This is a genomic window from Cohnella nanjingensis, assembly GCF_014212125.1.
In the GTDB taxonomy this organism is placed as follows: domain Bacteria; phylum Bacillota; class Bacilli; order Paenibacillales; family Paenibacillaceae; genus Cohnella; species Cohnella nanjingensis.
Genome location: NZ_JACJVP010000021.1, coordinates 40412 through 52287 on the forward strand (window position 1 = coordinate 40412; position 11876 = coordinate 52287).

An 11876-nucleotide genomic window follows, 5' to 3' on the forward strand; every position below is an offset into this window, starting at 1 on the left:
AATGTAAGCGTTTTATCTTACGGTAGTAATATTAACGGAAATCAAATGCATTGTAAATACAAAAATTCAATTTTAATTCATTTTATTGAATTGAAATGTAAAAAATAAACTTGCCCGGATCGGACAAGTTTTTGTTGTTATGACTTTACAAATCGGGTCGTTTTCCGCGTGATGAGATCGCCTCTGATCCAATACTGTTTTTGCGGGATCTCGGTTCCCTGCAGCTGCTGGTTCAACAGATGGAATGCTTTCATGCCCAATTCGTCGAGCGGAATCCGTATCGTCGTGAGCGGTTTGGACAGCATGGCGGATGTGGGAAAATCATAGACGCCCGTGACGCTGAGTTCTTCCGGTACGGATAATCCCAAATCGTATGCCGCGTTTATCGTGTACATGGCGAAGTAATCGTCGATCGTCACGACCGCGGTGGGCCTGTCTTCGGAAGACAACAGGTCGTAAGCCATTTTGTACTCCTGCTCCGGGTCGTCGTACTCCGCAAATCTGATTTTCGATTCGTCGTAGGGCAGTCCGTATTTCTCCAACGCCGTTTTATAGCCCTCCAAACCTTTGCGACCTACCTGATCGTACAGGCTGGAGCCGATAAATCCGATTCTGCCGTGGCCCAGCGATTCAATGAGATGCTCGGTCGCCGCGTAGATGGCATGCTCGAAATCCACGTGTACGACCGGGATATCGGGAAGAGACTCGTGGTGGGTATTCAGAAGCACGACGGGGATGCCTAGATTCGTAACCTTGCGTATGTCTTCCGCATGGCCCCGATGGATGATCAGGCCGTCGATTCTTCCTTCCTCGGCCAGATTAACGAAAAACGACTTGTTGCTGTTGCCGATCCGTTCCGTGTTGTTGTTGCACAGCATGACGGAAAATCCGTGTTTGCCTGCTTCCGCTTGAATGCCGCCGATCATGCCGCCGATAAAAGGATGGTTGGCGAAATCGAAGCCGTAAATGCTGATGCCGATCGTATGGGTTTTTTGGTTCAGGTTCGCCATGTGCGGATTCAGCCGGAAATTCATCGTTCGCGCCATGGACATCACCCGCTGTTTCGTCTCCAGACTGATTCGGGGATCGTCCTTCATGGCCAACGAAACCGTGGAAGGCGTGACCCCCAACGCTTGCGCAATGTCTTTCATCGTCGTTCTTCCTTTTGCCATCGACAATACCTCTCATCCGTCAAAAGTAGGTTTCCCTCATCGCAACAGTTTAATAGGATTCAATATTTCCACTCCGTTCCTATCATATTTATTCAACAAGTTGCAAAAGTCAAGAATACGGCTGCCGCTCGCCCACCTATAACAAGTAGCTCAGCCGTCCCTTGTACGGCTCCATCGCCAACCGATTTGCTTCCTCGCCGCCATCGATATTGGCGCTGACGAAAAGCGGCGCCCGCAAGCCCGCATTCTCCATTCGCTCCGCCACTTCGGCAAGAATGGCCTGTAATATCGCGATACCGATCACAGTGGATGTCGGACCCGTTCTGAGCCGGGACTTCGGCAATTCAATCGCGGCATCCCCCACCTCGGCCATATTGTTCAGCACGTAATCCGCGATCTCGTATAGTCGTTTACCGCTGCGATGCCGGGAACCCTGGGCGGATGAATAGACGGTTGAGGTTAAAGCGATGACCGGGATCCCCTTCGATTTCGCCCATAGCGCGATTTCGATCGGCAGCGCGTTTCTTCCCGACACGGAATGGACCAGCAGGACGTCGCTGTTTTGAAGAGGAACGCCCTCCATTACGATCTCCGCATAGCCGTGAAGCCGTTCTAGCGCCGTGGTCTTCGTGATCGGCCGGGTATTCAACATCATGCCGTCGGCGAAAATGGGATTTACCGGAATCCACCCCCCGGCCCGGTAGAACAATTCTTCGGTCACAATCCCCGCATGTCCGGATCCGAACACATGGAGAACGCCTCCAGCACGAAAACGATTTTCTAAAAGAGAGGCTACGGCATTCATGGTTTCCCCTTGCTCTTCCGCCAGCCTCGACAGCATCCCGTTAATCACAGAAAGATACTTGAATGGCATCCGCCCAGTCACATCCATTCCTCGGGAAATTTCATTCATTATATAACATCGTTTGTTTCGATTCAATTTATTGAATATAAATTTAATTTTAGTATGTACTTTTGAATTAATTCATCGTATTCTTTATATGCATCTTGGTAAAGCGCTTACATATGAACTCCATTCGAAAGGAGGACATTTGCACGGTTTCGAAGCAGGCGAATGATGAATATGGAGGAGGATGAACCAAAATGAGAAAATGGCTATTGGTGCTGACGTTGATCTCCATGGTGGCTTTTGCGGGAACGGTTTATGCGCAGGATGGGAGTCTTGCCGGAGAAAATAAAGACGGGGTTAACCGCGCCATGTGGGTATGGGACTTCGATTCCTCCGTGTCCACCGAGCAGAACCGAAACGACCTCATTCAATTTTCCAAACAGCATAACATCAACTTGCTCGTCGTTTATACGGGGAGCCTCGTGACGACATATCCCGATGCATTCGAGGCCCTGATCCGGACCGCCCATAAAAACAAGATCCGCGTTTATGGGCTTGATGGAGACCCCTACTGGGCGCTTGAATCCAATCATCCCTATGCGCTGCAACCGGTGCAGAACGTAATGGATTATAACAAAACGCATCCCCTAGCAAAGTTCGACGGCTTCCAGCACGACATCGAACCGTTCGGCATGCCGGACTTTTTCGACAACGTGCAAAGCTACGGCTCGCAATTCCTTGACGTTCTGAAACAATGCGAAGATTTGGTCCACGCGGACAAAGACATGATTTTCGAGGTAGCGATCCCATTCTGGTACGCGACAGCCGAACCCGCCCCGATCAGTCTGACTTATAACGGCGTAGAGAAACCGCTCGATCATCACATCCTGGACATCGTCGATTCGGTTGCCATTATGTCCTATCGGGACAACGCCGAAGCGCAAATCGAGGTCTCCCAGCATGACGTCGATTATGCCGCAACCGTAGGGAAAAAAGCCTATGTCGGCGCCGAAACGACGACCCCGGAAGGAACGGGACTCCCTCCTTTCATCACGTATTACGACGAGGGATTGAAGTATATGGAAGGCCAATTCAAGCTGATCGATAAATACTACAAGGATCATCCGGGCTATGCGGGAATCGCCGTAGAGTGGTACAACACTTACAGAACGATGCCCAAGTAAAGCGGATTAGCCTAGCCGGTCGAAAATGCGATGCAAATCGAAAAAGGCGGGGCCGCCCCCGCCTTTTCCTTCCGTTAATGATTCAGCAAATTTTGTCCTTCTGCCATCTGATCGATTCGTCGAACGCGGCCAACGAGAATTCGCGATCCTTCCAATAATACTGCAAATCCGCCCGCTGCCAGCCTTCGTACAGTTCCTCCCACGTATAAGGGCCGTGCGGGAGCAAAGAAGCCGGCTCAATGACTTCATCGGCAGGCTGGTAACGGTAATCCGCCGAGAGACGGATTTTGCCGGGAACCGCGTTCGGCATCGACTTATGAACGGTTAGGCTATGGAATGTGAGCACGTCCCCAGGCTCATAGTCCGTCGTCTCCCAACGATAATCGAGGCCGCACAAGATCGATTCCAGCCCGCCGGCGCCGGGCGCATTCGCGACGCCCAAGAGGCCCGCTTTATGGCTTCCCTTGAGAACGGCAAGTCCGCCGAGTTTCCGGGGCACGTCTCCGAGAGGCATCCAGCAAGTCCAAGCGTTCGTCGCGCCTTGAATATGAAGAAAATCCTGGTGCGAAGGCGTCGCCTTGAGGTCGCGATGGGGCAGCATGATCCGCCCGATATTGCGCGGATGCGGGAACGGCTCGGCGCCGAACAAAGTCCGGTACATCGCCTTCAATTCCGGGGCATGCGCCAGTGCGTGAAACGACTCCAGTTTTTGAATATCCCGGTACATCTCCAAAGTGACGCCTACGCCGTTCCATTGTAATTTATCGGCATCATACCGGTTAATTGCCTCGACATCCGCCATAGCCTCCATCGTCGGATAACGATTGTTCAACACCCCGTATTTGCCGAGACTGCCGAGGATATCGAGTCTTAAAGAGAGTACGCGCTCTTGCGGAATCAATCCTTTGAAAAACAGCATGCCGTCTTCTTGCGCGCGTTCGCGGAGCTGCGCGGGGTTTTCCAATATCGGCGTCGAATCGACGAACTGTCCCGAGATGGGTTTCTTGTCGTTGTCCAGCATCGGCGAATGGTTCATGCGTCCGATCCCCTTTCATCCCATTTCCTTCATTGTAACGTCATCCTTAGTCATTTGTATTTGCAAGACGAAGGATCGGATTGCACTTTGTGGGAATTTGTTTTAGTTTGGAAGGGGGAGTCGGACGGAACGAGGGGGAGACGCCATGGAAATCTGGACACCCGATAACGATCGTTTTCAGCCTGTCGTGCATTTCGCCAATAAACTGATTTGCGGTCCCGGCGAATCGTGGGGGCCGAGAGTGATCGGCGATCATCAGTGGCTATACGTTCAACGCGGCACTGGGCATGTCAGAATCGGGGAGCGCGCTTATCCGGCCCACGCGGGAAGCTTCTTCAGTTACGGCCTCGGAGAACCGCACTTCATTCAAGCGAGCCATGACGATCCTTTTGTCCTATACGGCGTGCACTTCTCGCCGAACGGGAGCTTGAACGGGGAGCCTTTCGATGTGTTGGAATGGATCGCACCCGCTCCGGAATCGGACAAGAATACGGCGATCCGGCGGGACACGCTGCTCCCGCCGCATGCCCAGACAGGGACATGGCCGCTTCCTTTTTTCGAGTCGTTAGTGGAAGAATACCGCAAAGCCAAGCCATACGAGTCCGTCTTGCTTCGCGGGATTTTCATCCAGCTTGCCGCCCGCGTGCACCGTTGGATCCTGGACCATGCGCAGCCCGTTTCACCGTTGGATAGGCACGCGGCGTTCGTACGAAAGAAACTCGAAGAGGCGGCGGATCAGCCCTACCGAAAAGAATGGCTGCCGCAATGGACTCCTTACAGCCACGACTACATGTCCCGCGTGTTCCGCAGCCGGTATGGCAAATCCCCGCACGCGCATCATGCGGAGATGCGGCTGGAAGCCGCCAAAAGACTGCTGGAGCAAACGGACCTCACCTCTACCGTCATGGCCGACAAACTGCAATTCGGCAGCGTGCATTACTTTTGCAAGTGGTTCAAACAAACGACGGGCGAACAGCCGATGGAGTACCGGAAGCGAAGAAAGCAATTGTAGTTCCGGCATTTCCGAGAACCTGCCGCCCTAAAGGCAGCGGGCGAAGTCCAGCAAGGCGGTGACGTCGTCGTCTTCCACTGGCAGATTGTTCCGCCACAGATCCCGATGCACCCAGCCTGCCTTCGATTCGCGCAGCTCTGCCAAGCGAACAAAAGAGCGGCCCGCCTATGGCGGGCCGCTCTGCGAGGCCTAACGGGAATTATCGGCGACCGCTCTCGGCCGTGTCCCGGCGACGGGCGCTTGCGAATCGCCGGTACAGCGCCGATATGCCGAAGCACAAAGCCAGGCTCAGCGCGCCGCCGGCGAGATCGACGAGCACGTCCTGATAGGTCGGCGTGCGCGCCGGCGTATAGCGCTGGTTCCACTCGTCCAACATGGCGACGAACGCGACGGCCAGGAGCGACAGTGCCACGGCGGCCGCCGGACGGAGGCGGAACAGCCGCAGCACGAGCGCGGTCACGGCCGCAAGCACGCCGTACACGAACAAATGGGCGCCCTTGCGGAACAGAAATTCGATCATGCCGTACGGATTGACGTCACGGCGATATTCTTTCCCGTCATAGCGGATGTCCACGCCCGGCAGCATCCGTTCCGCTTTTTCGAAAGACAGCGTCTTGCTCAACAGGGGCTGAATCGTCTGAACGCTGTACGGCTGAGAGGACAGCTTAAAAATGGCGACGACGACGCAGCACAACAGAACGAGCGAGACGCGTCGTCCCCACCTCTTTTTATCGAACATGATACGGCTCCCTCCTGTCCACCGCTAGATTTGCCAAGCCTCGTTCGGCTTGCATACCGGGTCGCCTCGCTCCTTCAGGAAGCCGATCAATGCGGCGACGCATTCCGCTACCGTACGCCTGTGCGTATCGAGGACGAGCTCGGGACGCTCGGGAACGTCGTAGGGCGCGCCGACCCCCGTGAAGCTCGGGATCTGGCCGCTCCTGGCCTTCTTGTACAATCCCTTCGGATCCCTTCTCTCGCATTCCTCCAGCGGGCAATTCACGTAGATCTCCGCGAAGTCGCCGCTTCCGAACATCTCCCTGACCATCCGGCGGTCCTCGGCGCCCGGGGAGACGAGCGCGGCCAGCACGACGATGCCGGACTCGACGAACAGCTTCGATACCTCGCCTACCCTGCGCATATTCTCCCGCCGGTCGGCTTCCGAGAAGCCGAGGTCGCCGCACAGGCCGTGACGGACGTTGTCCCCGTCCAGCACGCGGCAAGCGATCCCGCGATCATGCAGTTCGCGTTCCAGCGCGAAAACGAGCGTCGATTTGCCCGACCCCGGCAGTCCCGTGAACCACAGTACCCGGCCCGGGTGACCGTTCGCCCGTTCGCGGTCCTTCCGCGACAAGCTCGAGCGCTGCCAGGTCACGCGCCCGAAGGCGGCGCCCGAATAGTCCTCCTTGTCGGTCCTGCCGGCTATTCCGATCGTCTCGTTCACGGCCATGTCCGATCCCTCCCCAAGTGATCGCGGACCTTATCTGGCGCCCGCCGACGGTTCGCTCCCGCCGCCTGCGGACGTCTCGCCCGTCAGGCCTTGCCGTTCTACTTCCTTCACGATGGCTTCTCCCCGCTCCAGCACGACGACTTGGTCCGCGCCGCGGATCGTCGACAGCCGGTGCGCGATGACGATGATCGTCATCGTCCCTTTGAGCCTGTCGATCGCCTCCTGGATTCGCGCTTCGTTGTCGGCGTCGAGCGCGCTCGTCGCTTCGTCCAGCACGAGGATCGAGGGCTTGCGGAGGATCGCCCTGGCAAGGACGAGCCGCTGCCGCTCCCCGCCCGACAGCCGGATTCCCCGGTCGCCGACGACCGTGTCCAGCCCTTCGGGCAGACGCTTGACGAAGTCCTCCGAGGCGGAGAACCGCAGCGCCGTCCACAGCTCGTCCTCGCCCGCGTCCGGCCGGACCGCCAGGAGATTGTCCCGGATGCTGTCGTGGAACAAAAACGGATCCTGCGCGACGTAGCTAACGGCGTGGCGCAGCGCGAGCCTCCGCTCCCGCAAAGCCGGCTTGCCGTCGATCAGCACCGTTCCGCTCTCCGGCTCGAGCAGCCCCATCAGCAGGTCGACGAGCGTGCTCTTGCCCGCGCCCGACTTCCCGACGATCGCCGTCATTTTCCCCGCGGGGATCTGGAGGCACACGTCCTTCAGCGCGTATTCGGCATCGTCCTCGTCGCCGTACCTGAAGTAGACGTGGCGGCACGCGATGCCGTCCTTCACCTGCAGGCCTTCGGCGCGCTCCGCAGGCTCGGCCTCCGCCGACTCGCAGGCCTCGGCGCTCTCGCGCTCGAGCTGGCGCAAGCTGCGGAACGCGGGGATGGAGGAACCGATCTGCTCCGCCCCGGATTGAATCGCGGTGAAGCGGGGCCACAGCCGGGCGAACAGGACGACGATGAGCAGGAGTTCGCCCGCCCCGACGTGCAGCGCCTCGACGGCCAAGTACGCGAACAGCGCGATCAACGCGGCGGCCGAGATCTTGTACAGGCTCGCCGTCGTGGCCTGCAGCCGCGCGAAGTCCGCGAAGTTGGACTCCATCCGGCCGGTCAACGCGCGGAACCAGTCGAGATAAGACGACTCCAGACGGTTGCTCTTGATATCCTTAATCCCGTTAAAATGGTCGGTCAAGCCCGCGTAATAACGCTGCGACAGCTCGCTCGTCCGGTTGCCGACGTCCTTCGCCCGCCGGATTCTGCGCCGCATGACGAGCGCGATCGCCGCGCCGCAGACCAGCACGATCGCCGTCAGCTTCGCCGACAGCCAGAAGGCGATCCCGACCTGGATGATCGTGAAGACGAGCGAGGAGACGAGCTGCAGCAGCAGGTAGGTCGCCTGGCTGACCCGCGCCAGCTCGGAGGTGAGCAGGTGGTGAAAGTCCGACCGGCGCCGCCGAACGAAAAAAATCCAGTTCGAGCGCATCAGCGCTTCGTACAGCGTCAGTCGCAGGTGGCGGACGAAGCCCTGCTGCAGCCGGGCGCTGCGGATACTCTGCTCCCGCTGCAGCAGCGCCTGCATCGTCATGACCAGGACGAACGCCGCCAGCAGGACGGGCAGGGCGTAGTCCGCGGGCAGGCCGCGGAGCGCTTCGAACCAGTCCCCGGCCAGCGGGAGGCTGCCGGCGCCCGCGTCGTCGCCGAGCAGGCCCAGCAGGCCCAGCATCGGAACGAGCATGTAGATGCCGATGCCGTCGAACAGCCCGAGCGCGACCATCGCGGCGAGCTGGGCGTACAGCCGCATCCCCGCGTAGCCGCGCAGTCTGTTCAAGTAATGCCTAAGATCGGTCATCCGCGTCCCTCGCTCTCACGTTTGCTGCCGGAACTGTCTCCACAGCCAGACGAACGGCCTCAGCGGAAAATAAAGAAAATACAAGGGCCTCGGCAGCGGCAGCGCCTCGGCGTCCCTGAAGCTGGGATAGAGCCGGCTGACCGCGTACCACCACTTTTGCCGCGTCGTCTTCAGCTCGAACAAGTACCGCTTGTACGTCTTGGACACTTCGCCCGCGCTCGGATCGGTGGTCAGCACGACGGGGTCGCGGATGAAGCCGAGCGCGCGATCCGCCAGCGCCCGTCCGCGCCCGGCGGCGAGGATCGGGCGCATCGGGGCCGGGACCGGCGTATGCAGCAGCGCGTCGGCCAGCACGAGCGCTTGGCTCGTCTGATCGAGGGCGTGGTAGCGCCGGAGCAGCGGAATGATCGCCTCCCAGTCCAGGCCTCGGCGGACCATCCGGTCGATATCCGCCAGCCAGCGGAGCCGGAACCAGCCGTGGCGCGCGCCGTGCGTCACGAGATACATGAACAGATGCGCGTCCCCCGGCATATGGAGACCGTCCGAGAGCGCGCAAGCCTGCCGGTCGCGCCAGAGCGCCTCGAACGGCGGCTCCTTGCCGTTGTCGCCGTTCAGCCGCCAGTGCACCTCCACCTGGATGCCCGTGTTCGGGTTTGTGAAGGAGACATGGTGGATTTTCCACTTCCAATCTCCGAGACCGTACGGGATCGGCTCGTCCGCCTCGTAGCCGAGCTCCTGGAGCAGGCGCTCGGCCTGCCTAAGGTCGTCCACGGGAATCAGGATATCGAGGTCTTTGGACGTCCGCAGCGAGATGTCCCCGTACAGCTGTCTGGCCAGTGCCGGCCCCTTCAGCGCCAGCGAGCGCACGCCCCGCTTCGTCAGCGACCTGCTCACGCGGTCCAGCTCGCCGCTCAGACGGAGCATCCGCCACGTGTTCTGCGTATAGTCGCCGCTCAGGGCTTGCAGGACATCGGACGGAATCAAGCCGGCGCCGTCCGGATCCGCGTGAATCTGCGGATAGACGCGATGATGGCGGACCAGCTTCACGAATTGATTCCAATCGATGTTCGGCAACGGAGGCCCCGGCGGGCCCTTCTCCTCTGGCGCGGCTTCGCTCCGCAGCGCCGTCAGCATCGCGGTCAGCTCCCGGGGAATAGCGGTCATATCAAGCCCGAGCGCTTGGTTCATGCCTCTCACCTTCTATCTTTTCAGTCGAATAGTCCTTTCCGAATACCGCCACCGTCGTGAACATGCGACGCTCCCCGCCTCCGGTCAGATAGACCGGGCCGCTGCGCAGCCAGGCGTGCGCGATCAGATTCCCCTGCTTGTCCTTGGCGGTGCCGAGGTAGAGCGTGCTGTCCATGCTGCGCCGCTCCAGCATTTTTTTGGCCGCGAGCGCCTGTACGAGGCACTTGCTCTCCCAGAACGTATGGCAGCTCATCACCCGCACCGCTTCCGAGATGCTCCGGACGACGCGTTCCGCGGGCAGATCGTGCACGTGCGGCGTCTCGGACATCGGACGGCCAAGCTTCGGCGCGATCCGCTTGAACGGCAGCGCCTTCAGGAAGCGCGCCCATGCCAGGAAGAACAGCGCCTCCAGCATGAGCCGCCTGCGCGCCGCGGGCCAGGCCATGAACGTCCTCAGCCGGCGCATCAGAACGAACGTACCTCGATCAGCGATTCCCGGTACATCTGCCTCAGGAACGCGCCGACCTCCCATTCGCAATCCTCCCGATCGACCTCGTATTCCGCGGCCAGCGCGTCGACCACCTGGCCGATGACGACCGGCGCCGCGATCAGGTCCCAGATTCGGCCGCCGACGCTGCCAAGGTTGTAGTACTTGCCCGTGCGGGTGCTGAACATGACCTTCTCCCCGTTCATGTCGCTCACCATGTTGCCCTCTGCCCTGACGACGATCCGCCCGGCTTCCATCATGTCCGTCAAGCTTGCGCTCATGCTCTCAGCTCTCCTCTCTGGTTATAACGAATCAGCGTCTCCGCGAGCTCGCGCGCCGTGAATCCGGCCAGCGGCCGCCACAGCCGGCCGACGGAGACGCGCGAGGCGATGCCCGACGCCGCGCGGAAATGCCAGTCCGCGAGGCCGAGCCGGGGGATCAGCGCATGCCGGTACGTGTGCTGCAGCATGACGCGCAGCCGCTCGAGCACGGGCAGCGGGCTGACGCCCATCGCCTCCCCGTCCGACCGCGTAAGCTCGAACACGCCGGCGAGCGGAACGGGTTCGGCGAAGAACGATTCGGCGACCGGCACTGCGAACTTCTCGGTCTCCCGGTAGATCGTACGGTACGGCGCCGCATGGATGCCGAGTCCGTCGAGACTCTCCCGCCACAGCTTCTGCTGCGGATAGGCGGGCATGACGACCGGCCCGCCGTCGGCGCCTGCGGCTACCGCAACGACGTCGTCGCTGACGAGCCGGTGCCCCATGCCTACGAACGCTGCGGCCAACGTCGACTTGCCGGCGCCCGAGTCGCCCACGAAGGCGTATGCTCTGCCGCCGATCACGACCGCGCTGCCGTGCAGCGGCAGCAGCCCTCGGATCATGAGCAGCGCGCCGAGGCACGTGCCGAGCAGATAGACGCGCACCTTTTCGCCGTCCGCGCCGGGCAGCGGCGCGACCGTAACCTGACGCCCCTCGTCGATGCAGAATACTGCCGTCTCGGGGATGAGGAACAGGAACCGGCTGCCGTCGCGCGTTAGAGAGAAGTTGCTGCCGGCGGCTTCGAGCTCGGCCCGAAGCGGCCCCGGATCGGCCGTGCCGATCGTAACGTCCGCGGCCTCTTCCGCCGTTCCGTCGCCGGACAACGGCAATTCGGGAAGCGGGATCCGGCTCGCCATGCGAAGGCCGAAAGCCCTGTGGACCGTCGTCGTTCTTTCGGCCAATGCCGCATCGATCATCGTATTCATCCTTTTCTTTGGGATGATTTCACACGCTTTGAACGTAAGTAGCCGATCTACTCGCCAAATCTTGCGTACGCGCACACTTTGAGCGCAGGTAGCTGGCAAGACCGCCAACTGTCGATCTACGCGCACGCATTTATCGCTATTGCCTCCTGAGCGTCTAACCGCTGCGCGCGCCTCCGCCCGCGATGCGGCCTTTCCGCATCGATAAAGAAGTCCTTATACAGTCCGATCGAACTGTATAAGGACGCTTTGGTGCTTCGAGATTGCCTGCTCAGCTCGGCGTGTAGATGTCCAAATCCTCGACCGTGACGAAGTCGATGTCGGTCATGCCTTTGCCGTACATCGTCTCGCTGACGTTCAGCGTTTCGAGTTCCGGCGTTTGCCATTGTTGCTTTGCACGATTTTCCATAGTTATCAC

The 11876-nt window shown here is 59.7% G+C and carries 14 protein-coding genes; 2 read left to right on the top strand and 12 right to left on the bottom strand.

From position 1 onward, the window contains the following. Nucleotides 1–137: 137 nt before the first annotated feature. Complete coding sequence (locus tag H7C19_RS12220) at nucleotides 138–1172, bottom strand: LacI family DNA-binding transcriptional regulator (protein ID WP_185142930.1); 1035 nt, start codon at nucleotides 1170–1172, stop codon at nucleotides 138–140. 136 nt (nucleotides 1173–1308) lie between these two features. Beyond that, on the bottom strand, nucleotides 1309–2085 hold the full coding sequence (locus H7C19_RS12225) for an SIS domain-containing protein (protein ID WP_185142931.1): 777 nt from the start codon (nucleotides 2083–2085) through the stop codon (nucleotides 1309–1311). 191 nt (nucleotides 2086–2276) lie between these two features. On the opposite strand from H7C19_RS12225, the gene H7C19_RS12230 reads away from it, so the two are divergent. Continuing rightward, entirely contained in the window at nucleotides 2277–3206 is a 930-nt protein-coding gene (locus H7C19_RS12230; protein WP_185142932.1) for a hypothetical protein, read from the top strand. Nucleotides 3207–3288: 82 nt separating this feature from the next. Here H7C19_RS12230 and H7C19_RS12235 read toward each other — a convergent pair whose 3' ends face one another. Beyond that, entirely contained in the window at nucleotides 3289–4242 is a 954-nt protein-coding gene (locus H7C19_RS12235) for a phytanoyl-CoA dioxygenase family protein (protein WP_185142933.1), read from the bottom strand. Between the two features lie 145 nt (nucleotides 4243–4387). Here H7C19_RS12235 and H7C19_RS12240 point away from each other — a divergent pair, with 145 nt between their 5' ends. Continuing rightward, nucleotides 4388–5254: a helix-turn-helix transcriptional regulator gene (locus H7C19_RS12240; protein ID WP_185142934.1), complete on the top strand. Its 867-nt coding sequence runs from the start codon at nucleotides 4388–4390 to the stop codon at nucleotides 5252–5254. 27 nt (nucleotides 5255–5281) lie between these two features. Here the strand turns inward: H7C19_RS12240 and H7C19_RS35695 are convergent, their stop codons facing one another. The 9 genes from H7C19_RS35695 to H7C19_RS12285 all read right to left on the bottom strand — a co-directional run bounded on the left by H7C19_RS35695 (nucleotide 5282) and on the right by H7C19_RS12285 (nucleotide 11867). Beyond that, nucleotides 5282–5398, bottom strand: coding sequence for a phosphotransferase (locus tag H7C19_RS35695; RefSeq protein WP_185142935.1), 117 nt, complete (start codon nucleotides 5396–5398; stop codon nucleotides 5282–5284). A 55-nt stretch (nucleotides 5399–5453) separates the two neighbouring features. After that, nucleotides 5454–5993: a VanZ family protein gene (locus tag H7C19_RS12250; protein WP_185142936.1), complete on the bottom strand. Its 540-nt coding sequence runs from the start codon at nucleotides 5991–5993 to the stop codon at nucleotides 5454–5456. Between the two features lie 24 nt (nucleotides 5994–6017). Then, nucleotides 6018–6704: an adenylyl-sulfate kinase gene (gene cysC / locus H7C19_RS12255; RefSeq protein WP_185142937.1), complete on the bottom strand. Its 687-nt coding sequence runs from the start codon at nucleotides 6702–6704 to the stop codon at nucleotides 6018–6020. Nucleotides 6705–6734: 30 nt separating this feature from the next. Continuing rightward, on the bottom strand, nucleotides 6735–8540 hold the full coding sequence (locus H7C19_RS12260; RefSeq protein WP_185142938.1) for an ABC transporter ATP-binding protein: 1806 nt from the start codon (nucleotides 8538–8540) through the stop codon (nucleotides 6735–6737). Nucleotides 8541–8555: 15 nt separating this feature from the next. Beyond that, nucleotides 8556–9728: a nucleotidyltransferase domain-containing protein gene (locus tag H7C19_RS12265; protein WP_185142939.1), complete on the bottom strand. Its 1173-nt coding sequence runs from the start codon at nucleotides 9726–9728 to the stop codon at nucleotides 8556–8558. Next, the gene (locus tag H7C19_RS12270; RefSeq protein ID WP_185142940.1) at nucleotides 9706–10194 is read right to left on the bottom strand and encodes a lasso peptide biosynthesis B2 protein; all 489 of its coding nucleotides are present in this window, start codon (nucleotides 10192–10194) and stop codon (nucleotides 9706–9708) included. Before H7C19_RS12270 ends, H7C19_RS12265 begins: the two co-directional genes overlap by 23 nt. Continuing rightward, nucleotides 10194–10496 (bottom strand): lasso peptide biosynthesis PqqD family chaperone, encoded by a 303-nt coding sequence (locus H7C19_RS12275; protein WP_246469458.1) that lies wholly within the window; start codon nucleotides 10494–10496, stop codon nucleotides 10194–10196. The genes H7C19_RS12270 and H7C19_RS12275 overlap by 1 nt, the downstream gene beginning before the upstream one ends. Continuing rightward, nucleotides 10493–11461: an HPr kinase/phosphorylase gene (locus tag H7C19_RS12280; RefSeq protein WP_246469459.1), complete on the bottom strand. Its 969-nt coding sequence runs from the start codon at nucleotides 11459–11461 to the stop codon at nucleotides 10493–10495. The genes H7C19_RS12275 and H7C19_RS12280 overlap by 4 nt, the downstream gene beginning before the upstream one ends. A gap of 268 nt (nucleotides 11462–11729) precedes the next feature. Next, the gene (locus tag H7C19_RS12285; protein WP_185142942.1) at nucleotides 11730–11867 is read right to left on the bottom strand and encodes a paeninodin family lasso peptide; all 138 of its coding nucleotides are present in this window, start codon (nucleotides 11865–11867) and stop codon (nucleotides 11730–11732) included. Between the last annotated feature and the right edge of the window lie 9 nt (nucleotides 11868–11876).